A 25,597-nucleotide genomic window follows, 5' to 3' on the forward strand; every position below is an offset into this window, starting at 1 on the left:
ATGCTGTGCTATGTAACAACATATCAAGCGCTGCTTTATCCATCGTCCTCTGGACTTATCACAACAAACCGCTGCCGGTGAAAGACCGGGCAAAAAGTGGAGAAAAATTATGCCATTACTCTACGTGGCTATCGGTGTGGCGTTACTGCTGCTGCTGATGATTCGTTTCAAATTGAATGGGTTTATCGCGCTGATTCTGGTGGCGCTGGCCGTCGGTATGATGCAGGGCATGCCGGTCAACAAAGTGATTGGATCGATCAAAACCGGGGTCGGCGGTACGTTGGGCAGCCTCGCGTTAATCATGGGTTTTGGCGCCATGCTGGGCAAACTGCTGGCCGATTGTGGTGGCGCGCAGCGCATTGCGACCACGCTGATTGCTAAATTTGGTCAGAAACATATTCAGTGGGCGCTGGTGCTGACCGGTTTTACCGTCGGCTTCGCGCTGTTCTATGAAGTGGGCTTTGTACTGATGCTGCCGTTGGTGTTCAGTATTGCGGCGTCCGCGCGTGTCCCGCTGTTATTTGTCGGTGTTCCGATGGCGGCAGCGCTGTCGGTTACCCACGGTTTCCTGCCGCCACATCCGGGGCCGACAGCCATTGCCACCCTGTTTAACGCCGACATGGGGAAAACGCTGTTATTTGGCACCCTGCTGGGTATTCCGACGGTCATTCTGGCGGGGCCGGTGTATGCACGTTTCCTCAAAGGCATTGATAAACCGATCCCGGAAGGATTGTGGAACCCGAAAACCTTTACCGAAGCCGAAATGCCCGGTTTTGGCGTCAGTGTTGCGACGGCGTTGGTGCCGGTAATCCTGATGGCGCTGCGTGCGGTGGCGGAAATGGTGCTGCCGAAAGGGCATGTGGTGTTGCCTTATGCCGAGTTCTTTGGCGATCCAATCATGGCGACCCTGATTGCGGTGTTGATCGCTATCTTCACCTTTGGTCTGAACCGTGGGCGCAGCATGGATGAAGTGATGGGCACGTTGAGTGACTCGATCAAAATCATCGCGATGATGCTGTTGATTATCGGTGGCGGCGGGGCATTCAAGCAGGTGCTGGTGGACAGTGGTGTGGATAAATACATCGCCAGCATGATGCATGAAACCAATGTGTCGCCGATCTTTATGGCGTGGTCAATTGCGGCGGTGCTGCGCATTGCGCTGGGGTCCGCGACCGTGGCGGCGATTACTGCGGGGGGAATTGTGGCACCCTTGATTGTCACCTCTGGTGCGAGTCCGGAGCTGATGGTGATCGCTGTTGGCTCGGGAAGTGTGATTTTCTCCCACGTTAACGATCCCGGTTTCTGGTTGTTTAAAGAGTATTTCAACCTGACTATCGGCGAAACTATCCGCTCCTGGTCAGTGCTGGAAACCATCATTTCAGTTTGCGGTTTGGTGGGCTGCCTGTTGCTGTCGACAGTGATTTGATGCGAAAACGCTGAGGCGTTCAGCCTCAGCGTTGCGGTCTACTGCGCCAGCGCGCGGAAGGCCGCCAACTCTTCTTCGGGCATACCGGCCTGCAATGCCGCCTGGCAAATCTTATCCCAGCTATTGCTGTCGAGTGGGATGCCATCGCGTTCACGCTCCAGACGATTGCTCTCTTCCCATTCGCCCGGCACCTGAATCGGTGCATCGCCACTTTGTGGTGAACGTTTCACCCAATTGAGGAAGGCTTCCGCTTCCTGCTGCATCGCCGGGGCGTCGAAGGCTTCCGGGTTGACGATGATGGTGGTCATACAGTTGAAGATGGCGTCATGGCAGGTCACCAACGTCTCATCGTGCGTCGTTCTGCCACCAGAAAGCGCACCGCCAAGAATTTCGCACATGGTCGCCAGCGCATAGCCCTTATGCAAACCGAAGGGCAACAATGAACCATAGGGTGCCTGATGCATCACGCCGGGTTCGGTGGTCGCCTGACCCTGGTGGTCAATCAGATAGCCCGGCGCGACCTGTTGCTCTTTGTTCCAGGCTACACGGGTTTTACCAAAGGCAATGCCGCTGGTAGCGAAATCCAGCAGCAGCGGTTTGCCGTGGGTTCGCGGGAACACGGCGCAGAAGGGATTGGTGCCAAAACGGCGATCGCTGCCGTTGAACGGCGCGACCATCGGGTCGCCGGCAACGTTGACGAAGTGAAAAGAGACAAACCCGGCAGCGGCGCACTGCTCCGCCCAGTGACCAATTCGCCCGATATGGTGTGAATCGTGCAACCCCACGGCGGCGATACCAAATTTGCCCGCGCGCTCAATGCCCAGTTGCATCGCTTCCCACGCAGCGACCTGGCCAAAGCCGTTATGGCCGCTCAATGTAATCACCGCACCGACATCTTTTTCAATGGTGGTGTGCTGATTGAGCTGCAAAAAGCCCTGGGTGAGCGAAACCATATAGCTTGGGATCATGCCGACGCCATGTGAATCATGGCCCGCCAGATTTGCGGCAACCAAATGGTCGGCTACCAGCCGCGCTTCGTCGGCACTGCTGCCAGCATGCAGCCAGATAGCCTGCACAAACTGATGAAGAGGGGAAGACGGGATACGATGAAGGGCACTCACGCGATTGATCTCCTTTAAAAAATGGAGACTCCATCCTGCGACGAATGCGTAATAACGGCAAGTGAGGATTGTGTAAAGCAAAGGGCCACAAACTGTGGCCCAAAAACTCAGTGCGGTTGTTCAAACCCCGCTTTGACCATCTGATCTCGCAGCGCGCGAGTAATCTCACGGTTCCCACCCGTGACAGGATAAATGACATTGTTGACGACATCGTCAAGATAATGTTCTTCAAACTCCTGCATGGTGAGCTGCGTGCCACCTTCATCGTTAATGGCGATGCTGCCACTGATATGATTGCCATAGTCCTTTGCCTTTAGGCTATAACGTCCCATGCTGGTATTTATCGTGCTCATATAATCTCCTTGTTACTTAGGCAGTGATAACAATTGAGGCCTGCTAGAGGCGCTGTAAGTTTAGACAGTGCGCGGAGAGAGAACGAAGCGGCAAACTTAAGAAAAATCCTTAGCTGCGATCCCGGTCGCAGAAATAATCTTCAATGAAACGAAGCGATAGCAAGGCGCTGTGATGGGTATCGCACAGTGCGGCAGAGGCAGGATTTTCATCTATACTGAAGTGAGTGGGCGCTATTTATAACGTAACAAGGAGCTGAAAATGAAAATAATCCTGTGGATCATCGCTATCATCTTCATTGTTGGACTCTTGACGATTACTGGCGTGTTTAAATTGATTTTCTGACGTTATCTGGCACCTGCGGGTGCCGCTTCAGACTCATTCTGCATTAGTGAAGGCCACCGGGAACGAGCGGGGCAGCGGTAGTACCACATCCCTCAGGTTTAGCGGCTTGCGGCAGGCAGCACAGCAGGCTCCGTGATGCTGTTCTCGGGTCAGTTTGGCACTGTTCAAGGTATAAAAGAATCGTGCACATCCACATCGGCTACAACGGATAGTCATCAGCATTCCTCCTCATCTCCTTCCTGGAACACTGAGATTTATCTCATTCCCTGTCACAGTTCAAACAATAAATTTCATTAATTTATTTACGTTATCAACAATCAAATACAGCTTGCTGAAAATTAAGCGATTTTAAGCAATGACAGGGGAAACGGCAGTGCACATTTTATCAATGCCGGTTCGTTTATCTCTTGTTCCAGTTGCCTCCTCTGTTTAGCGGTAACATTTACCCTATACGCGTCTGATCATGCAGATAATACCTGGTGTAATCCAGACAATGCCTGGCGTGTTTCCGTTGCTTTTTTATTATGCTTTTCATGCAATAGCTTTAGTTTTGGGCAGATTTCAGATGGATATCTGACCTCGTCACCATAAGAATTATGTTACAGGAATGATTGTTGTGAATCGGTACGTTTCTACAGCCTTAGCTGGCTGTATTTTGACCGTCGGGGTCGTCTCTTCTGTCCAGGCAGAAACCACCACACAGGCTATCAAGTCTGGCTGGAATACTTTTACTGACAATGTGGCGCAGACATGGTCGCAACCGCAAAACTATGATTTTTACTTGCCCGCGATCACCTGGCATAACCGTTGGACTTATGATCAAGAGCATATCGACAAGTACAATGAACGCCCGTGGGGCGCAGGCGGTGGTATCTCGCGTTGGGATGACAAAGGGAACTGGCATGGCCTGTACCTGATGGCGTTTAAAGACTCGTTTAACAAGTGGGAACCGATCGGTGGTTACGGTTGGGAAGCGACTTGGCGTCCGCTGAGCGATGATAATTTTCACTTCGGCGCAGGCTTTACCGCCGGTGTGACGGCCAGAGATAACTGGAACTATATCCCGATTCCGGTATTGTTGCCGTTGGCTTCGGTCGGATATGGCCCCGTTACCTTTCAAATGACTTATATTCCAGGAACTTATAACAACGGGAATGTCTATTTTGCCTGGTTGAGATTTCAGTTCTGACCGGTGAAGACAGGCGGAAAGTGTAAAGGCGGATGAAAAAGGCGATATTTATCACTTTTTCATCAATTCGCACTGGACAAAGGTCACCGTAATTGCTGTACTAGACGCCGACACAGTTTAGTGTCCATTTTTCATGTAAAGGTAATATAGATGTCCAAGATCAAAGGTAACGTTAAGTGGTTTAATGAATCTAAAGGATTCGGTTTCATTACTCCTGAAGATGGCAGCAAAGATGTATTCGTACACTTCTCTGCAATCCAGAGCAACGGCTTCAAAACTCTGGCTGAAGGTCAGCGCGTAGAGTTTGAAATCACCGACGGCGCTAAAGGCCCATCTGCTGCTAACGTTATCAGCCTGTAAGTTAACACGCAGAATTCTAAAAACCCGCCTTCTGGCGGGTTTTTTTATGCCTGCCACCAAATAATGGCCCAGGCAATGATGGCGAAACTGCTGAGGGTGATTGCCAGCATCTCATCCATCGAACGGGGTATCATACTCTTCATGATGTCTGCCTCCTGTTAGCTTCAGGTCAGGATGGCAAAGCAATATTAACGCATCCTTAAGCCCTGATGACAGTCGCATGATAGGGCACGATCTGCGGGACAACTCACAGATAACTCTCGTAACATCCCCATAACAATCCTTACTTGCAGCTTTTTTGCTGACAACGCTATATAACAGCAGGAAATGGATTATTGAGGAGGCAGGATGAACATACGTCAGGCACAGGCGAAAGACAGTTTTGCGCTGAGTGCGCTGCTGACTGAACTGGGTTACGCAGACACTGAAGCGTTTATTGATACACGTTTAGCACAGCTTTCCAGCCATCCGGATGAAGTGTTGCTGGTGGCGGAGCATGGTACTCAGGTACTCGGATTTCTCTCTCTCCATTTTATTCCGCAACTGGCGCTGGCCGGGGATTTTGCCCGCATCAGCTACTTTTGCATCGCGGAGGGTGAACGCAGCAAGGGGAGTGGTCAGCAACTGCTCAGCTATGCCGAACAGCTGGCACGGGCGCGTGGCTGCGATCGGATGGAAGTCCACTGCCACGCCTCGCGGCTGAAAGCTAACCAGTTTTATGCGCGTGAAGGCTATGTCGAATCACCGCGTTATCACATCAAGGATCTGGGCTAAGGTTAATTTCTCGCCCGGATGCAATCACCAAGGCGTCAGCAATACTGTCAAGTTGTTGCAACGGGAACATGGCAGTGCTGACGCGGATAAATTGTTCGGCATTGATACTGTAACGTTCGCCGGGTACGGCGGCGATACCTCGGGCTGCCAGCGTAATCATGGCATATTGTTCTGACGCCACCGGAATATACAGGCTGAGCCCATCACGTTCAGTTAACGCCAATCCCCGCGCCCGCAGGGCATCCAACAGGTGTTGGCGTCGTTCACGATAGATCGCTTTTGCCTGTGTCACTTGCTGCTGGGTAGGCGCGTCTGTCAGCATCCAGGCGACCGCATCTTGCAAAATTCGGCTGGTCCAGCTGACCCCAAAATTGCGCCACGCCTGAATGCGCTTCACCAGTTCACCGGGGGCGGAGAGTACGGCCAGTCGCAGATCCGGACCATAGGCTTTGGAAAACGAGTGCACATGCACCACGCGATCGGGAAAGTGGAAACCGAGGCTCCACACCGGCCAGCGTGACAGATCGCCAATCCCGTCATCCTCAACAATCAGCGTTTTGCTGTTGGCCAACACGCGTGCGAGTTCAGCGCTACGCTGCTGCGTTACGGTATGCCCGGTGGTCGAATGGGTGCGGGGTTGATAGATAAACATCGCCGGGGATTTGTGCAGGTGTGCGGCTAAGGCTGACGGGATTGGCCCCTGTTCGTCGCAGGGCAGTGGCAGAATTTCTGCGCCAATGTTATCCAGCATGTCCAGTAAACGGGTGGCGGTGGGATCTTCGAGCACCACGCGATCGCCGGGGGACAACAAGGTTTGTACGATCAAGTTCATCGCATCAAAACCGCCGTCGGTCGCCAGCCATGACTCAGCCGGGTAAGGCCAGCGTGGCTTAATCGCCGCCAGCAATTGAGGTGAAATGGCTTCACGATGGTAGCTATTCAACTGGGGCGACTGAATGCCTGCCAGCATCGCCGCACGCAGATCTGGCAGCAGCGCCGGATCGGGGGACGCCATCGCCAGGTCTGCCCGGATGTTATCGCCGTAGTTGCCTATTTTTTCAAAACGAATGGGGCGTGGCATCACCGTATTACCGCACACCCAGACACCGCTACGCCCTTTACCGGCCAGCACTTTTTGTTTTTTCAACTGCGACCAGGCTGCCGACACGGTCGCCGGACTGACACCTAACAGCTCTGCCAGCTCGCGCACGGCGGGCATCTGCATACCCACCGCAATCTGACCATCACGAATTAAGTTGGAAGCGGTAAGCGTAATGCCCTTCACCGACGCATCGGTAATTTGCGCGCTGAACCAGTCGATATCTACCGTTTGCGTCATAAGAAAAACCTTTGTTCAGTAACAAAGTATTTATTGTTCAGATTAGTATTCCCGATTTAGTATCAAATTCAAGCACTATTTGCTGAATAACTAAACGCAGCCTGGCTGCACACGGGGAAATGACGAAAATGGTAACCATCAGACTGGCGGTGCGTGACTGGGATTACTTCACACCGTTGGCACTCGGCGACATCAAGCCGGAAGGATTTCAGCTGGAAATTGACCGCGTCGGTACGCTGGTTGATAACCTTGGCAGTAGCGACAAATATGACGCGGGTGAAGTTTCGTTCAGCCGTTATGCCCAGGCGCGTGCCAAAGGCGATACGTCGCTGCTCGGCCTGCCCCATTTTCTGATGCGTGGCTTTCGACAGCGCTGCATCATCACCACGGCAGATAGCCCGATCACCACACCAGCCCAACTGAAAGGTAAGAAAATTGGCGTCACCGGTTGGCAGGATTCAGGCAACACCTGGACGCGCACCGTGCTGCGCGAGGCTGGCGTTGGCATTGATGATGCTTACTGGTTCGCTGGCCGTCTGACGGCGGAGCATCCCATTGTTGATCGTCTGGCCGGTTTTGGTCGCCCGGGACGCATTGAGGTGGCTCCGGGCGAACGCCCGCTGATTGAGTTGCTGCAAGCCGGTGAGCTGGATGCCGTCTTCACCCCCTTTATGCCGGAAGGTTTCTTCCTGCCCGGATCGGGCCTGCGCCAGTTGCAGCCGGATTTTGCCAGCGCCGAGCGTGATTACTTCAATCGTGTGGGTTATGTTCCGGGGATTCATATTCTGGCCATCAAACCGGCGCTGGCGGCGGAGCATCCATGGCTGCCGCAGGCATTGAGTGAGATTATCGATCGTTCGTACCAGTTGTGGATGAAGAAACGCGAGAAATATGCCGACACCACGCCGTGGTTACTGGATGATTTGCGACGTACCGCGCAGGAATTACCGGCCGACTGGAATCAAAACGGATTTACCGCTAACAAAAAGATGATTGCGGATTTCGCCAGTGAGCTGTTCGAACAGGGTTTAACCAAAACATTGCTGACGCCGGAAGTGATTTTCCCGGCAGCGGCGCAGGGGGAGTGATGATGAAAGTCGCGATGGGACAATTTGCGGTCAGCCGCGAATGGCAGGAAAACACCGATATTTGCATTGGTTTGATGAACAAAGCGCTGGCGGGGGGTGCGGATTTGCTGGTACTGCCGGAAGGGGTACTGGCGCGTGATATCGCCGACCCGGATCTGGTACTGAAAGCCGCGCAACCGCTGGATGGTCCGTTCGTCACGCAGCTGCTGGCGGCCAGTAAAGGCAATAACCTGACCACCATGATGAGCGTGCATGTCCCTACGGAAGGGCAGAAAGCGCTTAACGTGCTGATCGCCATCCGCAATGGTGAAATCATTGCCGAATACGAAAAACTCCACCTTTACGATGCCTTTGCGATGCAGGAGTCACAACGCGTCAACCCCGGCCATGTCATTCCGCCGCTGGTTGAGGTGGCGGGTATGAAAGTCGGCCTGATGACCTGCTATGACGTGCGTTTCCCGGAACTGGCACGTCGTCTGGTGCTGGACGGTGCCGATGTGCTGGTGCTGCCAGCAGCCTGGGTGAAAGGGCCGCTGAAGGAGATGCACTGGGAGCTGCTGACCACCGCCCGCGCGCTGGAGAACACCTGTTACATGGTGGCGGTAGGCGAATGTGGCCCGCGCAATATCGGCAACAGTCTGGTGATTGATCCGCTCGGAGTGGCGATTGCAAAAGCACCTGAGTCCGCTGCATTGGTGTTCGCTGACCTCGATCCACAGCGTATCGCTTACGCGCGCAGCGTTTTGCCGGTTCTGGAGAACCGTCGTTTTGCCCGACCTGAATTGAATACACACTGACAGCACTGGGAAACTCGAGCATGAAAAAAATCACTACTGCAATCGCGCTGGCTTTAGGGCTGACGGCATCGTTCGCCCAGGCTGCTGACACGCTTCCAACCCAAAAAGTGGATCAGGCGCTGCATGATCGTCTGCCTGCCGAGATTAAAAGCGCGGGCAAAATGATCGCGGTGAATAACGGATCTTTTCCGCCGTATGAAATCGTCAATGGCCCGCACTCAATGGACGGTGCATCTGCCGATCTCTCTGTCGCGCTGGGTCAATTGCTTGGGGTGAAAATCGAACACGCGACCGTCAGCGGCCTGTCTGGCGTGCTGGCCGGGATCAACTCCGGCCGTTATCAGCTGGCAATTGGCCCGATTGGTGACTACCCGGACCGTCAGGAAAAAGTCGACTTTATCGATTTCGTGCAGGAATTCGTGGTGTTTGGCGTGCAGAAAGGTAACCCGGCGAAGATCAACGGCCTGGATGACACCTGTGGCAAACGTATCGCGGTGATGGCAGCCGGTTCTGCTGAGCAGGTGATCCGTAAGCAGTCCGATGTCTGTGTCGCTGCGGGTAAACCGGCGGTTGTGGTGCAGTCCTTCACCGATCAGCCATCATCGATCCTTGCCGTGCGTTCAAAACGTTCTGATGCCTTCTTCTCATCACAGGCACCGCTGACTTATTTCGTTGAGCAGGCGAACGGACAGCTGGAGCTTTCCGGCAAAGGCCAGAAAAACGGCTTCGGTGATATCTTCCAGGGCACCGTGGTGCCAAAAGGTTCTGAGTTGGGCAACGTAGTTCTGGATGCTTATAAAGAGCTGTTCAGCAACGGGACTTACGCGGCCATTATGAAGAAGTGGAAGCTGGACGGAAACATGTTGCAGGCACCGGGTCGTAACCTGGCGAAAGGGGCGGCAAAATGAGTTTGAACACCAACGATTCGCGAGCCAGGGATAAGGCCGACGTGCAACAGCGCGACGTGGCTTTTGCCCGCAGCGCGCCCACATATGGACGCTGGGTCTCATGGATTGTGGTGCTGGTGATCGCCTCCAACTTTCTCTGGCTGGTGGCGACCAACCCAAACTTTGAGTGGTCCGTGGTACTGAAATGGTTTACGGAAGCCTCGGTGCTGAAGGGGTTGCAGGTCACCCTGGGGCTGACGGTGGTGTCGATGATCCTCGGCACCTTACTGGGTTTGCTGCTGGCGGTGTGGCGTCTGTCGGAGAACAAGCTGTTGAGCGGTCTCTCATCGCTCTACATCTGGTTTTTCCGCGGTACGCCGCTGCTGGTGCAACTGATTTTTTGGTACAACCTGTCAACGCTGTTTCCGACGCTGTCGATTACCATACCCTGGACCGGTATTACCTTTGCCAGCTGGAACACCAATGATCTGATTACCCCGTTAACCGCAGCGATTGCCGGGCTGGCGTTGAACGAAGCCGCGTATATGGCGGAGATCATCCGTGCCGGTTTGTTGTCGGTGGATAACGGTCAGGTGGAAACCACCCAAGCTTTCGGTATGAGCCGCACGCGTGCGCTGCGCCGTATCATCATTCCGCAAGCAATGCGTTCAATCATTCCACCGACCGGTAACCAATTGATCAGCATGATCAAAGCCACGTCGCTGGTGAGTGTGATTGCCATGGGTGATCTGCTGTATTCAGTGCAGGCGGTGTACAACCGTACCTTTGAAATCATTCCGATGCTGATGGTGGCGGTGATTTGGTATCTGATCATCACCTCAATTCTGAATGTCGGTCAGTCGGCTATCGAACGTTACTATGCACGCGGAACCAAACGCACCGTGGTCGCGCCCAAACGCCGCACGCAGGGCGAGGATATCGGTCGTGGTGCCCTGGTGCAGAAGGAGGATGTATGAGTCACGTTCAGCCGCTGGTGCGCGCCCGCAATGTGCAGAAAAGTTATGGTGACAACGAGGTGCTGAAAGGCATCGATCTGGATGTGTTTCCCGGTGAAGTGGTGGTGATCCTCGGGCCGTCCGGCTCGGGTAAATCGACCTTTCTGCGCTGTATTAACCATCTGGAAGATATGAACGCCGGTTCGATCATGGTCGGTGAGGAACAAATTGGCTATGAACTGAAAAAAGGCATTCTGCATCGTTTGTCAGCACGCAAGATTGCCCACCAACGCCAGAAGATCGGCATGGTGTTTCAACAGTTCAACCTCTACCCGCATATGACGGTGTTGCAGAACATCATTGAAGCACCGATTGGCGTGCACAAGTTTCCGCGTCAGGAAGCGTTGCAGCATGCCCGCGAGTTGCTGGCTACCGTCGGGTTGAGTGATAAAGCGGATGCCTGGCCGCGTCATTTGTCGGGCGGACAACAGCAGCGTGTCGCGATTGCCCGTGCGCTGGCGATCAAACCCGCGCTGATGTTGTTTGATGAACCCACATCGGCGCTTGATCCAGAGCTGGTGGGTGAGGTGTTGGCAACCATGCGTACCCTGGCGGACCAGGGGCTGACCATGATTGTCGTCACTCACGAGATTGGTTTTGCGCGTGAAGCCGCTGACCGGGTGGTATTTATGGACGGTGGCGTGGTGGTGGAGCAGGGCAGCCCGGAGCAGGTGATAGGCAATCCGCAGCACCCGCGTACCCAGGCGTTTTTGAGTCGTTTTATCTAAGAGGTGTGCCGCCAGTTACAGGCGGCTTTGATCTTAATCTGTTACAGATTGCAGTTGAGCCGCTGAGCTTTCTGCGCGTAAATAACAGTCACCGTTTTTCGCTAAGGTTGAAAGGTTAATTATGGAAGGTATCAGTATTGCCAAACTGCTGATCATCGGTGCTCTCATCGTACTGCTCTTTGGCACCAACAAGTTACGTTCACTGGGTGGCGATCTGGGTTCCGCAATCAAAGGCTTCAAAAAAGCCATGAAAGATGATGAATCCACCGCAACCAAAAGCACTGCTGAAGAAGTCCCGGCAGAACGTGTCAGCCATAAAGAGTAATCTTTACGGCGAACGTCAATAAGTGTAAAAATTTATTACGTTATAAAAAAACCAGACTGTCACCAGTCTGGTTTTTTGTTTTATGTCGCGCCGCTACGAATTTACTTCACTTCCAGCCCTTTGGCCTGCATATCTGCATGGTAAGAGGAGCGGACAAACGGGCCACAGGCCGCGTGGGTGAAGCCCATTGCCATGGCTTCTTCTTTCATCTCATCAAACTCCGCCGGGCTAACGTAACGCTGTACCGGCAGGTGGTGACGACTCGGTTGCAGATACTGACCCAGCGTCAGCATGGTGACGCCATGACGACGCAGATCGCGCATCACTTCGACGATTTCCGCATTGGTTTCGCCCAGACCGACCATCAGGCCGGATTTAGTTGGCACGTTCGGATGGGCTTCTTTAAAACGTTCCAGCAGCTTGAGCGACCACTCGTAGTTCGCACCCGGACGCACCTGGCGGTAGACGCGTGGCACGTTTTCCAGATTGTGGTTGAACACATCCGGCGGGGTGGCGGTGAGGATTTCCAGCGCACGATCCATACGACCACGGAAATCGGGCACCAGGGTTTCAATCTTGATTGACGGGCTTTTTTCGCGAATAGCACTGATGCAGTCGGCGAAGTGCTGGGCACCGCCGTCGCGCAGGTCATCGCGGTCCACGGAAGTGATAACCACATAACGCAGCGCCATATCGGCGATGGTTTGTGCCAGCTTCACCGGCTCGTTGGCATCCGGGGCGTTCGGGCGACCATGCGCCACGTCGCAGAACGGGCAGCGACGGGTACAGATAGCCCCGAGGATCATAAAGGTCGCGGTGCCGTGGTTAAAGCATTCTGCCAGGTTAGGGCAAGATGCCTCTTCACAGACCGAATGCAGGCCATTCTTGCGCATCGCTGCCTTGATGCCCTGAATACGGCTGGAATCCGCAGGAAGTTTGATCTTCATCCACTCCGGCTTACGCAGAATCTCCTCGCGTTCGGTGATAACGGTTTTCACCGGAATCAGCGCCATTTTGTCGGCATCGCGATACTTGACGCCACGTTCCATCTGAATTGGTTTACTCATAAATCTGCAGGTTCCGGTCGGGATTGCGATTTGAAAGCTTCCTCACTCAAACTGAGAACCAGGCTTTCAACTTTATTTGAAAAAATTGCAAAAATTATATCATCTCGCCGCGCGGGAATCAGCCGCTGTGAGTGCCGTTAGGTTACAAAATTGTAAATCCGCACTGACGGACAAGGTCAAACGGGCACATCAGACTGCAACCACTCGCTATCGGCAAAACCCGTTAGCCGGGCAAAATGTTGCACCAGGCGCGGCTGCACATCGGCGGTGGTCACGCCGGGTTGAAACTGTCCCAACTGAGCCATGCGCATCCCGGCATAGCCACAGGGATTGATACGCAGGAAAGGGGCTAAATCCATCGCGACATTCAACGCCAGGCCGTGAAAAGAGCAACCCTTGCGGATGCGCAGACCGAGCGAACAGATTTTTTCTTCGCCAACGTACACGCCAGGTGCATCAGGGCGGGCATGCGCGGTAACGCCATAATCTGCGAGGGTGGCAACCACCGTCTCTTCCAGCGCCGTCACCAACTGACGCACACCCAGTTTGCGACGTTTCACATCAATCAGCACATACATAACCTGCTGGCCCGGCCCGTGATAGGTGACCTGGCCGCCACGGTCGCTCTGCACCACGGGAATATCGCCAGGCATCAACAGATGCTCGGCTTTGCCTGCCTGACCCTGGGTAAACACCGGGTTGTGCTCCACCAGCCAGACTTCATCCGGGGTGTCGCTATCGCGTTGATCGGTAAAGCGGTGCATGGCGTCAGAAATGGGTTGCCAGTCGCGCTGACCCAGTTGACGAACAAGAAGCGTATTGGCTGACAAAACGAAGAATCCGTTAGAGAGTGAGAAGCAAAGTATAACGCTGGCAAAGAACCCTTTGCCAGCGTCAGCATTACAGCACCATACGCACGATATCGATGTTACCCAGTTCTTCGTACAGGGTTTCAACCTGTTCAATGTGGGTGGCGATGATGGTGATGGAAACGGAGTGATAATTGCCTTTGCTGCTCGGCTTCACATCAGGCTTGTAGTCGCCGGGCGCATGACGCTGCACCACTTCAACCACTTGATCAACCAGCTCCGGTTGCGCCAGACCCATCACTTTATAGGTAAAGGGGGTAGGGAATTCGAGCAGTTCATTCAGTTTGGTTTTCATATTGACTCCGGTGCATAAAAAACAGGCTCCCGCCGGGGCGGGAGCAATAATATTAACTTATATCGGGGCAAAGCGGCGTTTTTTCAATCGCGCCTTAACCGAACCAGTGGTGGAACATCAGTTTGATGTAATCGATGATGCGACTGATGAAACCGCCTTCCTGGACTTCGTTCAGCACCACCAGCGGGCGCTGTTCGATGGTTTTGCCATCCAGCTGGAAGTTGATGCTGCCCACCACCTGGTTTTTCTGCAACGGCGCATGCAGTTCAGTGTTATTCAGCACATAGCTGGCTTTCAGGTCTTTCATGCGGCCACGTGGGATGGTCAGATAAGCATCTTTCTCCACGCCAAGCTGGACGCGATCGCTGTTACCGAACCACACCGGTTCAGAGGCGAATTCTTTCCCTGCTTTCAGCGGTGCCACGGTTTCAAAGAATCGGAAGCCCCAGGTCAGCAGTTTTTTGCTCTCGGTCTCACGGCCTTTATAAGTGTGGCCGCCCATCACCGCCGAGATCAGACGCATCTGACCTTCCGTCGCTGAGGCTACCAGGTTGTAGCCAGCCGCATCAGTATGGCCGGTTTTAATACCGTCAACGTTCAGGCTGGTATCCCACAGCAGGCCATTACGGTTCAGCTGGCGGATGTTGTTAAAGGTGAACTCTTTTTCGTGGTAAACCGCATATTCATCGGGTACATCACGAATCAGCGCCTGGCCGATCAGCGCCATATCGCGGGCTGAACTGTACTGACCGTCTGCATCCAGGCCGTGCACAGTCTGGAAGTGGGTATTTTTCAGACCCAGTGCCTGGACGTAGTTGTTCATCAGGTTAACAAACGCATCCTGGCTGCCGGCAACATAATCCGCCATCGCCACACACGCGTCGTTACCGGATTGCAGCACGATACCGCGCGTCAGCTGCGAAACTGGTACGCGATCGCCCGGTTTGAGGAACATCAGCGAGGATCCTTTAAACACCGGGTTGCCGGTGGCCCAGGCATCTTTACCCACGGTGACGATGTCGTCCTGATGGATTTTGCCCGCTTTTACTGCCTGGCCGATGACGTAACTGGTCATCATTTTGGTCAGACTGGCAGGGTCGCGGCGCGCATCAGCATTCTTCTCGGCCAGTACTTTGCCCGAGTTGTAATCGATCAGCACGTAGGCTTCAGCATCAATGTCCGGTACGCCCGGAATCATGGTTTTGAGATTTACATCGTCCGCGATGGCGGCATGGCTGAGAGAGAGGGCGACCAGTGATCCCACTGTCAGGCGTTTTAGAAAACGAGAAGGTTTCAGCGTATTCATGTTCAGGACTACAACATCCGTGGGTTTAGAGTTAAAAAAGTGCCTTACTATAGCAAACACCTGATCTGGCGGCATCTTGCTTTGCAAAACTGTTGTAACCAGGCATAACTATGCCTGGTGGTTATCATTACATCCCGTTACGAGACGTGGTAATAAAAGAACTCAGCTGCGCTTCGTTGCTCAGACGCTGCTGCAGCGCTGCGGCTTCACTACGGGTTTTAAAGCCACCCAGTTGCACGCGATAAACGTTGCCGTTGGCTTCAACGGCACCCGGTACGCCAAAGCGTTTACCCAGGCTGGCTGCCAGTTGATGTGCACGGGCTGAATCATTGAGGGCGCCCACCTGTACTACATAGCTGCCTGCACTGGCAGGTGCGGAGGTTGCGGCGACCGGTGCAGCCGCAGGGGCCGGGGCCGGTGTGGCGACTGCCGGTTGCGGCTCGCTACCTTCCAGCACACCACTGGCTAATGGCTGCGGCGCGCCAAGGAAACCGTTACTGTTAATCGGCGCGCCCATATTGTCGCTGCTTTGCAGCGTACTGTTATCGACGGCACGCACATCCTGTGCCGGCGGCGCACTGACCGCGTTGCTGTTTCCACCCATCATCACCGTGCCACCGCCGAGTTCAGGACGTGCAGGCAAGGCGTAACTCTGTTTTGCCACCGTAGTACCAATGGTGCCGGGGCCGGATAACGTGCCATCGGGTGCGACATTAATATAGTCAACGCGCACGCGGGTGTTGTTTGAGATGTTTAGGCGATCGGCGGCAGCGCGTGACAGGTCGATAATGCGGCCAGGGGTGTAAGGCCCGCGATCATTGACGCGCACCACGATTTGACGACCGTTTGCCTGGTTGGTCACGCGCACATAGCTGGGCAGTGGCAGCGTGGGGTGCGCGGCGGTCATCGCTTCCGGATCAAAGGTCTCGCCGATCGCGGTACGGTTGCCCCGGGCTTCATCACCGTAGGAGGTGGCTAAACCGACTTCACTGAAATTCGCGGGATTTTTAACGATACGGTAGCTTTTGCCGTTAACGCTGTAATCCTGACTGGTCGACGGATTAATCGGTTCATAGCGCGGTTCCACCCCCGGAATCTCAACCACCGGGCCATTGTAGGCCGGTTGTGGTGGGGCGGTATTCTGCGGTTCTTCCTGGGAGGAACAGGCAGCCAGTACCCATGTTGCCAGAGCAATCCCAAGCCAGTCCTTACGCATGTGCAGCCTCTTAAACGCTTTTAGATAACATTTTTCGATGAGTATGGATCGACATCACGATGCCAAATCCGGCCATTAACACAATCAATGCCGATCCGCCGTAGCTGACCAGCGGCAGCGGTACGCCGACCACCGGTAAGATACCACTAACCATACCAATGTTAACGAAAACATAAACGAATAAAATCAACATCAAACCACCGGCCATCACACGGCCAAAGGTGGTTTGCGCCCGCGCAGCGATAATTAATCCGCGCATAATCAGCAGCAGATAGAGCGCCAGCAACACCAGGACACCCACCAGCCCGAGTTCCTCGGCCAGTACGGCAAAAATAAAGTCGGTATGGCGTTCGGGCAAAAACTCCAGCTGTGACTGCGTACCATGCAGCCATCCTTTTCCGCGCAGACCACCGGAACCAATGGCAATTTTGGACTGAATAATATGGTAACCGGCACCCAGTGGATCGCTTTCCGGGTTGAGCAACATCATCACACGGGCGCGCTGATAATCATGCATCAGGAAGAACCACAGCACCGGGATAAAGGCCGCTACCAACACCACGGCGACGCCAATCAGCTTCCAGCTCATGCCCGACAGGAACAACACGAACAAACCGGAAGCGGCAATCAAAATCGAGGTGCCGAGGTCAGGCTGCGCCGCCACCAACAGGGTAGGGGCGAAAATCAACACCAGGGCGATGGCGGTGTTTTTCAGCGTTGGCGGGCAAACGTCGCGGTTGATAAAGCGTGCCACCATCAGCGGCACCGCGATCTTGGCAATCTCCGACGGCTGAAAACGTACCACACCAAGATCGAGCCAACGTTGCGCCCCTTTACTGATCTGGCCAAAGGCATCCACGGCGATCAGTAAGATGACGCAAACAATGTAGAGATAGGGCGCCCAGCTTTCGTAAACCCGTGGTGGAACTTGCGCCAGTACGATCATGATCACCAACCCCATGACGATCTGGCCGATTTTACGTTCCATCATGCCGGGATCTTGCCCGCTGGCGCTCCAGATGACGATGGCGCTATAGACCAACAGGCCGAGGATCACCAGCATAAAGAGCGGATCAATATGGATACGCGTCCAGATCGATCTTTTCTGCGGGCTATCATTCATGGACATTCTTAATCACCTTCATAACCAGGTGGCGTCGGCGCTGCGTCAGGCAGCACCGTATTGTTATCGCCTAACATAATGTGGTCGAGAATCTGACGCATCACCGTGCCTACAGCCGGACCTGCGCCGCCATTCTCCAGAATCATGGTGACGGCAACGCGCGGTTTATCGTAAGGCGCAAAGGCGGTCATCAGTTTGTGGTCGCGCAGATGCTCGGCAATTTTATGCGCGTTATAGGTTTCGTTCGATTTCAGGCCGAAAACCTGTGCCGTACCGGATTTGGCGGCAATTTTATAGGGCGCGTCGGCAAAGCTTTTGTGCGCGGTGCCGTTGGGTCGGTTGGCGACGCCATACATACCATCTTTGGCAATCTCCCAGTAGCCGGAGTGAATATCACCAATCGGCTCGTCCGGTGCCTGACGATACGGCACCATGGCGTGACCTTCACGGGTAGCACGCAGCAGATGCGGCACTTTGATCACGCCATCGTTAATCAGAATCATCAGGGCTTTGTTCATCTGCACGGGCGTTGCGGTCCAGTAACCCTGACCAATGCCGACCGGGATAGTATCGCCCTGATACCAGGGTTTCTTAAAGCGCTTCAGCTTCCAATCTCGTGTCGGCATGTTACCGGGACTTTCCTGCGGCAGGTCGATGCCGGTGCGATGGCCGTAACCAAATTTGGTCATCCACTCGGACAGGCGATCGATGCCCATATCATAGGCGACCTGATAGAAGAAGGTATCGGCGGACTCTTCCAGCGCTTTGGTCACGTTAAGACGTCCGTGGCCCCATTTTTTCCAGTCACGATAGCGTTTATCCGAGCCGGGCAACTGCCACCAGCCGGGATCGAACAGGCTGGTATTGCGGTTGATCACCCCGGCACTGAGCGCTGACACCGCAACATAGGGTTTCACCGTTGAAGCCGGAGGATAAGCCGCTTGCAACGCGCGGTTGTACAGCGGTCGATTTTCGTCATTGAGCAGCGATTTGTAATCGGCGCTGGAGATGCCCTCAACAAACAGGTTCGGGTCATAGCTGGGGGTTGAAACCAGCGCCAGCAGTTCACCGGTACGCGGATCGCTGACCACCACCGCCGCACGACTCCCGGCCAGCAGCGTTTCGATGTACTGCTGCAATTTCAGGTCAATGGTGAGGTAAATGTCACGTCCGGCCTGCGGCGATTGCTCATGCAGCTGACGAATCACACGGCCACGGTTATTGACTTCAACTTCTTCATAGCCGGTGGTGCCGTGCAACACGTCTTCGTAATAGTTCTCGATACCCAACTTGCCAATATCGTGGGTGGCGGCATAGTTCGGCCATTTACCTTCTTCATCGAGGCGGGCAACATCGCGATCGTTAATTTTTGAAACATAACCGACGACATGGGTCAGTGTCTGACCGTAGGGATAGTAACGGCGTTGATAGCCTTTCACTTCCACGCCCGGGAAACGGTATTGGTTAACGGCAAAACGGGCGACCTGCACATCGCTGAGCGCGGTTTTCACCGGGATCGAGGTAAACCGTCGTGAGCGTTTCCGCTCTTTCTCAAACGCATCCAGATCGTCATCCGTGAGATCAAGTATGGGGCGCAGATCCTGTAAGGTTTGCTTCAGGTTATCGACTTTTTCCGGCACCAGTTCAGCCTGATAGATGGTGCGGTTCAGCGCCAGAGGGACGCCGTTACGATCGAAGATAATGCCGCGACTGGGTGCTACCGGCACCAGCTTGATACGGTTGTCATTGGAACGGGTACTGTAATCGGCAAAACGCAAAATTTGCAGGTGGTACAAGTTGACCACCAGAATGCCTGAAAGCAGGAAAATGCCGAAAAAAGCGACTAAAGCACGGCGAACAAACAGTTTTTGTTCGGCTGTGTAATCGCGAAAGGCGTTGGTTTGTAATTTCATCCGCTGTGTTTAATATCCGGTGTGGCCTGGTGTTTATTCACGATGATAAGGATGATTGGCGGTAATGCTCCAGGCACGGTACAGGCTCTCTGCGACCAACACGCGCACCAGCGGATGTGGCAACGTCAGTGCCGACAACGACCAGCTTTGCTCTGCCGCGGCCTTGCAGGCCGGTGCCAAACCTTCCGGACCACCGATCAACAGGCTGACATCGCGTCCATCCTGCTTCCAGCGTTCCAGTTGCTGCGCCAGCTGTGGGGTTTCCCACGGCTGCCCTGGAATATCCAACGTCACAATACGGTTGCCTTTCCCCACGGCAGCCAACATCGCTTCCCCTTCTTTTTCGAGGATGCGTTTGATGTCGGCGTTTTTGCCGCGTTTGCCCGCTGTCACTTCTGTCAGTTCCAGTGGCATATCTTTGGGGAAACGGCGCAGGTACTCGGTAAATCCGGTCTGAACCCAGTCGGGCATTTTGGTCCCGACGGCCACAAGCTGCAATTTCACCGCTTAACTCCAGAGCTTTTCCAGCTCATACAGCTGGCGGCTCTCTTCCTGCATGACGTGCACAATGACGTCGCCGAGATCGACCACCACCCAATCGGCGGCAGCTTTCCCTTCCACACCTAACGGCACCAGACCGGCAGCACGTGACTCTTGCATCACATGGTCAGCGATGGAAGTCACATGGCGGGTTGATGTGCCAGTGCAGATAATCATGCAATCGGTGATGCTGGATTTGCCCTGAACGTCGAGTGCGACGATATCCTGGCCTTTGAGATCATCAATCTTATCAATAACGAATTCTTGGAGTGCTTTACCTTGCAAAAGGTTCCCCTCAAAACAGGTGATTACGGGCAGGCTGAATGCCCTGGAAACGCAGCCAAAATATGAAGCGGCGCAGTATAGCATGTCGCGATCGGTCGGCGAAATATAGATATATTCCGCCGATCTTTCAGGTTGTCGGAAGATACGCTACGAATATTCTTCCTGGTCAGACACAGCAGGAGTTAGCGCTCTGCTGTCCGCTGCCAACCCGAATTACTTAAGGTAGAGACCGGCTTGATCGATATAGTTAATGACCGCCGCAGGCAGTAAATCCGCACAGGAAACGCCCTGGTGGCGACGCTGGCGAATTTCCGTGGCTGAAATGTCATAAAGCGGCGTATCGGCCAGCCAGATAAGGCCGGACGGAAGGCGATGCAGTTGCTGCACATCGCGGGTGAGATGCTGATCCAGCCACTGTTGCATCTCAGGGGTGTCCATCTGTGCCGGATAACCCGGACGCTTGCACACCAACAAATGGCACAGCGACAACAAATCTTGCCAGCGATGCCATTTGGATAACGTTAGCAGAGAATCCTGACCGATGATAAATCCCAGCGGCTGTTGCGCGCCGCGTTCCGCACGTAATGCTTCCAGCGTTGCAACCGTCCACGAAGGGGTTGCCCGTTCCAGCTCGCGGGTGTCGATGTCAAACAATGGACGGTCAGCAATCGCGCAGCGGAGCATCTCGACCCGTTGTTGGGCACTGGCTTGCGGCTGTGGGCGATGGGGCGGAACGTTATTGGGCAACAGCGTGACTTTTTTCAGGCCGATCTGCTGCGCCAGTGCTTCGACCGGGTGAAGATGTCCATAATGGATCGGATCAAAGGTGCCACCAAACAGGGCATAAAGTTCAGACATCAGCAAAGCTCATCGGAAAATCACGGTGACACAGCAACAGCGACAGCGTCTCCAGCTGTGGCCACAGGTTTTGACCGTAATCCTGTTTCATCGACAGTTCAATCTCCGCCAGCAAATGAATGGCGCGTTGTAACCGACGTGCATCCAGCCGTTGCAGTGCATCCATAAACAGCGCACGGCGGTTTTGCCAGATACGTTGTTGATCCATCAGGGTACGCAGTGCTTGCTGTGCCTGATGGCGTTGCAGATGCAGCAACGTCAACAGATCGCGTTGCAGGCTGCGCAACAGGATCACCACTTCACTGTCTTCTTTCTCCAGTTGATGCAGGATGTGCAGGGCGCGTTTGCTTTTTCCGGCCAGCAGCGCATCAACCCAATGGAACGGTGTAAAGTGCGCGGCATCGTTCACCGCCTCTTCCACCCGTGGCAGCGTCAGCTTGCCATCCGGCCATAATAAGGACAGCCGTTCCAGCGCCTGTGCCAGCGCCAGCAGATTGCCTTCATAGCAGTAGCAAAGCAGCTGAACTGCGGCATCATCCACATGCAGTTTCATGGCCTTGGCACGATTCATTACCCAGCGCGGCAACTGCGCCTGCTCGGGGGTCTGACACGGCACCAGCACTGCCTGAGCGCTCAGCGCTTTAAACCAGGCGCTGTTTTCCTGCGCTTTGGTCAACTTTGTCATACGCAGCACCAGCAGTATGTCGCTGTGCAGCAGGCTGGCAAGTTTGACCAGCTGTTCCGCCATCGCTGCGTTTGGGCCGTTTTCCGGGAAGTGCAGTGTTAAGGTTTGTCGTTGCGTAAACAGGCTGAGAGACTGGCAACTGGCGAACAGATCATCCCAATTGGTTTGGGCATCCAGCGTCGCACTGAAGTGTTCCTCAAATCCCTGCGCCGTTGACGCCGCGCGAATGGCATCAGCACTTTCCTGAATCAGCAGCGGTTCATTACCGGTGAGAAAATAACAGGCGCGCAGCCCCTCACGGAGTTGCGCGCTGAGTTGTTCAGGATAGATCCTGATCATTGCAGACTGGTAGCTGACGAGGAGGGCACTTCGGGTGAATCTCCAGGGACAATGACCTCAGGTGCTGGCAAGGTGTCTTTGTGGCTTTCCTGTGCCGCATGCACCGCCAGCAGTTTACGTACTAACTGTTCGGCGGCGCGCTGACGCATCTCCTGCACGATCTTGTCCTGTTCGGCATCCTTCGCCAGTGCGGCGTTCGGGTTGTCGAAGAATGAACGATACACCGTGGTACTGATCGGGTAGATCCCTTTACCTGGCAGCAATACCTGGGCGGTGACGGTCATCACCAGTGAGTATTCAGCAGCCGTACCGCTGATAAACACGGATGCGGTATCACGGCCCTGGCGTTCTCCACCCAGACGCAGCGTCGGAATAGTGGCGCGCGCATCTTTGGTATCTTCAACGATGCGCACATTATTCAGGCGCAGCTGCTGGCGAACGGTTCGTGCCAGTGGGCCATAGGGGTCGCCAGTGGCGACGATCAGCGTTTTCATTTCCGCGGGTATCTGGGTGGTACCACGCGGATGAAAACCACAGCCAGCGGTGATCATCACCGCCAGCAGGACAAACAGCCTGATAATCAGTTGTCGCACAGTTCCTCCTGAACTTAACCTACGACCAGGTTAAGCAGTTTGCCGGGGACATAAATCACTTTACGAATGGTGACGCCTTCCAGATATTTCGCCACCAGATGCTCCTGCGCGGCACGCGCCTGCACCTGCTCCTGGGTGGCATCGGGCGCAACGGTGATTTTGCCGCGCACTTTGCCGTTAACCTGAACCACCACCAGCAGTGAGTCTTCTACCATAGCCGCTTCGTCCGCAACCGGCCAGCTGGCGTCATCGATATTGCCTTCACCGCCCAGCGCTTCCCACAAGGCATAGCTGGTGTGCGGTGTGAACGGATACAGCAGACGGGTGACGGCAACCAACGCTTCCTGCAACAGAGCGCGATCCTGCTCGCTCTCTTGCGGTGCGCGGATCAGCTTGTTCATCAGCTCCATAATCGCCGCAATCGCGGTGTTGAAGGTCTGACGACGGCCAATATCATCCGCCACTTTGGCGATGGTTTTGTGCAGATCGCGACGCAGCGCTTTCTGATCGTCGTTCAGGGCGTTCACATCCAGCGCGACCGTTGCGCCTTTTGCCACGTGATCATACGCCAGTTTCCAGACACGTTTCAGGAAGCGGTTCGCGCCTTCCACGCCGGATTCCTGCCACTCCAGCGTCATTTCTGCCGGGGAAGCAAACATCATAAACAGACGCACGGTATCGGCACCGTAACGTTCTACCATCAACTGCGGGTCGATGCCGTTGTTTTTCGACTTGGACATTTTGCTCATGCCCGCGTACACCACTTCACGGCCCTGATTGTCGATAGCTTTTACGATACGGCCTTTTTCGTCACGCTCAACGTTGACGTCAACTGGCGAAACCCAGTTACGCTCACCGTTGGCACCGACGTAGTAGAAGGCATCCGCCAGCACCATACCCTGGCACAGCAGGCGTTTGGCTGGCTCGTTAGAGTTGACCAAGCCCGCATCACGCAGCAGCTTGTGATAGAAGCGGAAATACATCAGGTGCATGATGGCGTGTTCGATACCACCCACATACTGATCGACCGGCAGCCAGTAGTTTGCGGCAGCCGGGTCCAGCATCCCTTCGTTGTAGTTGGCACAGGTGTAGCGCGCGTAGTACCAGGAAGACTCCATGAAGGTGTCAAAGGTGTCGGTTTCACGCAGCGCAGGCTGACCATTAACGGTGGTTTTCGCCCACTCCGGATCGGCTTTGATCGGGCTGGTGATGCCGTCCATGACCACATCTTCCGGCAGGATCACCGGCAGTTGATCTTCCGGCGTTGGCATTACGGTGCCATCTTCCAGTGTTACCATCGGAATCGGCGCGCCCCAGTAACGCTGACGGGAAACACCCCAGTCGCGCAGGCGGTAGTTAACTTTACGCACGCCGACGCCTTTGGCGGTCAGCGCATCGGCGATGGCGTTAAAGCCCGCCTGATGATCGAGACCATCGTATTCGCCAGAGTTAAACAGCGTACCCTTCTCGGTCATCGCGGCCGCACTCAGGTCCGGTGCGGTGCCATCAAGGTTGAGGATAACCGGTTTGATCGCCAGATCGTATTTGGTGGCAAATTCCCAGTCGCGCTGGTCATGGCCTGGAACTGCCATCACCGCACCAGTGCCGTACTCCATCAGGACGAAGTTGGCGACCCAGACCGGGATCTCTTCGCCAGTCAGCGGATGGATAGCATGCAGGCCGGTGGCCATGCCTTTTTTCTCCATCGTCGCCATATCGGCTTCTGCCACTTTGGTGTTACGGCATTCGTCAATGAAATCCACCAGCGCCGGATTGCGGGCTGCGGCCTGCTGTGCCAAAGGATGACCGGCGGCAACGGCAACATAGGTTGCGCCCATAAAGGTGTCCGGGCGGGTGGTGTAGACCGTCACTTTCTCGTCGCTGTTGGCAACGTTGAAGGTGATTTCCACGCCTTCAGAACGGCCAATCCAGTTACGCTGCATGGTTTTGACCTGCTCCGGCCAGTCTTCCAGCGTGTCGAGGTCGTTCAGCAACTCTTCCGCGTAGTCAGTGATTTTGACAAACCACTGCGGGATCTCTTTACGCTCAACTTTGGTGTCACAGCGCCAGCAGCAGCCGTCGATAACCTGCTCGTTCGCCAGCACTGTCTGGTCGTTCGGGCACCAGTTAACCGCAGAGGTCTTCTTATAAACCAGACCTTTTTCGTACAGTTTGGTGAAGAACCACTGTTCCCAGCGATAATATTCCGGCTGGCAGGTTGCCAGTTCGCGGCTCCAGTCATAGCCAAAACCCAGCAGCTTGAGCTGGTTTTTCATGTACTGGATGTTGTCGTAAGTCCAGGGAGCGGGAGCGGTGTTATTTTTGACCGCCGCGCCTTCAGCGGGCAGACCAAATGCATCCCAACCAATGGGTTGCAGCACGTTTTTGCCCAGCATGCGCTGATAACGGGCAATCACATCACCGATGGTGTAGTTACGCACATGGCCCATGTGCAGGCGGCCGGAAGGATAGGGCAGCATAGAGAGGCAGTAGTATTTCTCTTTGCCTTCCTGCTCGGTCACTTTAAAGGTTTCATTTTCGTCCCAGTGCTGCTGGACGCGGGATTCTATCTCTTCCGGGCGGTATTGCTCTTGCATGGCTGCCTGTGGTCCTTAATGAATATCGCTCTAAGCGTACTTTTAGATCCGCATAGCATACCCATAAGGCTGCCCCTCAACAACACTTCACGCCTTTGCCCGGGCGATTTCTGCTGAATGCGCCGCCACATTCACCCTTTTGTGATTTCCTCCGCTGGTGTACCC

At 54.6% G+C, this 25,597-nt stretch carries 26 protein-coding genes; 10 read left to right on the plus strand and 16 right to left on the minus strand.

All coding sequences use genetic code 11. The features are described 5' to 3' along the window. The first annotated feature begins 109 nt into the window (after nt 1-109). Nucleotides 110-1,426 carry a gluconate transporter gene (gene gntT / locus PAT9B_RS05295; RefSeq protein WP_013508232.1) on the plus strand — a complete coding sequence of 439 codons (1,317 nt, stop codon included), beginning with the start codon at nt 110-112 and terminating at the stop codon, nt 1,424-1,426. A 38-nt stretch (nt 1,427-1,464) separates the two neighbouring features. On the opposite strand, the gene PAT9B_RS05300 is transcribed toward gntT, so the two are convergent. Both PAT9B_RS05300 and PAT9B_RS05305 read right to left on the minus strand, forming a co-directional pair. Further along, nucleotides 1,465-2,547, minus strand: a complete 1,083-nt coding sequence (locus tag PAT9B_RS05300; RefSeq protein ID WP_013508233.1) for a malate/lactate/ureidoglycolate dehydrogenase — start codon at nt 2,545-2,547, stop codon at nt 1,465-1,467. Between the two features lie 107 nt (nt 2,548-2,654). Then, entirely contained in the window at nt 2,655-2,900 is a 246-nt protein-coding gene (locus tag PAT9B_RS05305) for a hypothetical protein (protein WP_008103719.1), read from the minus strand. Between the two features lie 959 nt (nt 2,901-3,859). On the opposite strand from PAT9B_RS05305, the gene pagP reads away from it, so the two are divergent. From pagP to PAT9B_RS05320, 3 genes are all read left to right on the plus strand, one after another. Next, the gene (gene pagP / locus PAT9B_RS05310; protein ID WP_013508235.1) at nt 3,860-4,432 is read left to right on the plus strand and encodes a lipid IV(A) palmitoyltransferase PagP; all 573 of its coding nucleotides are present in this window, start codon (nt 3,860-3,862) and stop codon (nt 4,430-4,432) included. Nucleotides 4,433-4,582: 150 nt separating this feature from the next. Continuing rightward, nucleotides 4,583-4,792, plus strand: a complete 210-nt coding sequence (gene cspE, locus PAT9B_RS05315) for a transcription antiterminator/RNA stability regulator CspE (protein WP_006118399.1) — start codon at nt 4,583-4,585, stop codon at nt 4,790-4,792. 348 nt (nt 4,793-5,140) lie between these two features. After that, entirely contained in the window at nt 5,141-5,566 is a 426-nt protein-coding gene (locus PAT9B_RS05320; RefSeq protein WP_013508237.1) for a GNAT family N-acetyltransferase, read from the plus strand. On the opposite strand, the gene PAT9B_RS05325 is transcribed toward PAT9B_RS05320, so the two are convergent. Beyond that, nucleotides 5,550-6,905: a PLP-dependent aminotransferase family protein gene (locus PAT9B_RS05325; RefSeq protein WP_013508238.1), complete on the minus strand. Its 1,356-nt coding sequence runs from the start codon at nt 6,903-6,905 to the stop codon at nt 5,550-5,552. The two genes, PAT9B_RS05320 and PAT9B_RS05325, sit on opposite strands and share 17 nt — an antisense overlap. A gap of 128 nt (nt 6,906-7,033) precedes the next feature. On the opposite strand from PAT9B_RS05325, the gene PAT9B_RS05330 reads away from it, so the two are divergent. The 6 genes from PAT9B_RS05330 to tatE all read left to right on the plus strand — a co-directional run bounded on the left by PAT9B_RS05330 (nt 7,034) and on the right by tatE (nt 11,746). Beyond that, nucleotides 7,034-7,993, plus strand: a complete 960-nt coding sequence (locus PAT9B_RS05330) for an ABC transporter substrate-binding protein (RefSeq protein ID WP_013508239.1) — start codon at nt 7,034-7,036, stop codon at nt 7,991-7,993. Between the two features lie 2 nt (nt 7,994-7,995). After that, entirely contained in the window at nt 7,996-8,790 is a 795-nt protein-coding gene (locus tag PAT9B_RS05335; protein ID WP_013508240.1) for a deaminated glutathione amidase, read from the plus strand. Between the two features lie 20 nt (nt 8,791-8,810). After that, the gene (locus tag PAT9B_RS05340) at nt 8,811-9,698 is read left to right on the plus strand and encodes an ABC transporter substrate-binding protein (RefSeq protein WP_013508241.1); all 888 of its coding nucleotides are present in this window, start codon (nt 8,811-8,813) and stop codon (nt 9,696-9,698) included. Next, the gene (locus PAT9B_RS05345; protein ID WP_013508242.1) at nt 9,695-10,654 is read left to right on the plus strand and encodes an amino acid ABC transporter permease; all 960 of its coding nucleotides are present in this window, start codon (nt 9,695-9,697) and stop codon (nt 10,652-10,654) included. The genes PAT9B_RS05340 and PAT9B_RS05345 overlap by 4 nt, the downstream gene beginning before the upstream one ends. Next, nucleotides 10,651-11,421, plus strand: coding sequence for an amino acid ABC transporter ATP-binding protein (locus PAT9B_RS05350; protein ID WP_013508243.1), 771 nt, complete (start codon nt 10,651-10,653; stop codon nt 11,419-11,421). Before PAT9B_RS05345 ends, PAT9B_RS05350 begins: the two co-directional genes overlap by 4 nt. 121 nt (nt 11,422-11,542) lie before the next feature. Further along, nucleotides 11,543-11,746: a twin-arginine translocase subunit TatE gene (gene tatE / locus PAT9B_RS05355; RefSeq protein ID WP_013508244.1), complete on the plus strand. Its 204-nt coding sequence runs from the start codon at nt 11,543-11,545 to the stop codon at nt 11,744-11,746. Between the two features lie 101 nt (nt 11,747-11,847). Here the strand turns inward: tatE and lipA are convergent, their stop codons facing one another. From lipA to leuS, 13 genes are all read right to left on the minus strand, one after another. Continuing rightward, complete coding sequence (lipA, locus tag PAT9B_RS05360) at nt 11,848-12,813, minus strand: lipoyl synthase (RefSeq protein ID WP_013508245.1); 966 nt, start codon at nt 12,811-12,813, stop codon at nt 11,848-11,850. 176 nt (nt 12,814-12,989) lie between these two features. Further along, nucleotides 12,990-13,643: a lipoyl(octanoyl) transferase LipB gene (gene lipB / locus PAT9B_RS05365; protein WP_013508246.1), complete on the minus strand. Its 654-nt coding sequence runs from the start codon at nt 13,641-13,643 to the stop codon at nt 12,990-12,992. 70 nt (nt 13,644-13,713) lie between these two features. Next, nucleotides 13,714-13,977, minus strand: coding sequence for a DUF493 family protein YbeD (ybeD, locus tag PAT9B_RS05370; protein WP_013508247.1), 264 nt, complete (start codon nt 13,975-13,977; stop codon nt 13,714-13,716). A 94-nt stretch (nt 13,978-14,071) separates the two neighbouring features. Next, entirely contained in the window at nt 14,072-15,283 is a 1,212-nt protein-coding gene (gene dacA, locus PAT9B_RS05375; protein ID WP_041525742.1) for a D-alanyl-D-alanine carboxypeptidase DacA, read from the minus strand. A 127-nt stretch (nt 15,284-15,410) separates the two neighbouring features. Then, nucleotides 15,411-16,499: an endolytic peptidoglycan transglycosylase RlpA gene (rlpA, locus tag PAT9B_RS05380; protein WP_013508249.1), complete on the minus strand. Its 1,089-nt coding sequence runs from the start codon at nt 16,497-16,499 to the stop codon at nt 15,411-15,413. Nucleotides 16,500-16,509: 10 nt separating this feature from the next. After that, entirely contained in the window at nt 16,510-17,622 is a 1,113-nt protein-coding gene (gene mrdB, locus PAT9B_RS05385) for a peptidoglycan glycosyltransferase MrdB (RefSeq protein WP_041525906.1), read from the minus strand. A gap of 8 nt (nt 17,623-17,630) precedes the next feature. Then, nucleotides 17,631-19,535: a peptidoglycan DD-transpeptidase MrdA gene (mrdA, locus tag PAT9B_RS05390; protein ID WP_013508251.1), complete on the minus strand. Its 1,905-nt coding sequence runs from the start codon at nt 19,533-19,535 to the stop codon at nt 17,631-17,633. Nucleotides 19,536-19,568: 33 nt separating this feature from the next. Next, nucleotides 19,569-20,039, minus strand: a complete 471-nt coding sequence (gene rlmH / locus PAT9B_RS05395) for a 23S rRNA (pseudouridine(1915)-N(3))-methyltransferase RlmH (protein WP_013508252.1) — start codon at nt 20,037-20,039, stop codon at nt 19,569-19,571. Nucleotides 20,040-20,042: 3 nt separating this feature from the next. Then, nucleotides 20,043-20,360 (minus strand): ribosome silencing factor, encoded by a 318-nt coding sequence (gene rsfS, locus PAT9B_RS05400; protein ID WP_013508253.1) that lies wholly within the window; start codon nt 20,358-20,360, stop codon nt 20,043-20,045. 213 nt (nt 20,361-20,573) lie between these two features. Then, on the minus strand, nt 20,574-21,218 hold the full coding sequence (nadD, locus tag PAT9B_RS05405) for a nicotinate-nucleotide adenylyltransferase (protein WP_013508254.1): 645 nt from the start codon (nt 21,216-21,218) through the stop codon (nt 20,574-20,576). Next, on the minus strand, nt 21,211-22,242 hold the full coding sequence (gene holA, locus PAT9B_RS05410; RefSeq protein WP_013508255.1) for a DNA polymerase III subunit delta: 1,032 nt from the start codon (nt 22,240-22,242) through the stop codon (nt 21,211-21,213). Before holA ends, nadD begins: the two co-directional genes overlap by 8 nt. After that, nucleotides 22,239-22,835, minus strand: coding sequence for an LPS assembly lipoprotein LptE (gene lptE / locus PAT9B_RS05415; RefSeq protein ID WP_013508256.1), 597 nt, complete (start codon nt 22,833-22,835; stop codon nt 22,239-22,241). Before lptE ends, holA begins: the two co-directional genes overlap by 4 nt. Before the next feature lie 14 nt (nt 22,836-22,849). Then, nucleotides 22,850-25,432, minus strand: coding sequence for a leucine--tRNA ligase (gene leuS / locus PAT9B_RS05420; protein WP_013508257.1), 2,583 nt, complete (start codon nt 25,430-25,432; stop codon nt 22,850-22,852). Nucleotides 25,433-25,597 lie beyond the last annotated feature (165 nt).

It is taken from the genome of Pantoea sp. At-9b (genome assembly GCF_000175935.2).
Taxonomy (GTDB): Bacteria; Pseudomonadota; Gammaproteobacteria; order Enterobacterales; family Enterobacteriaceae; genus Pantoea.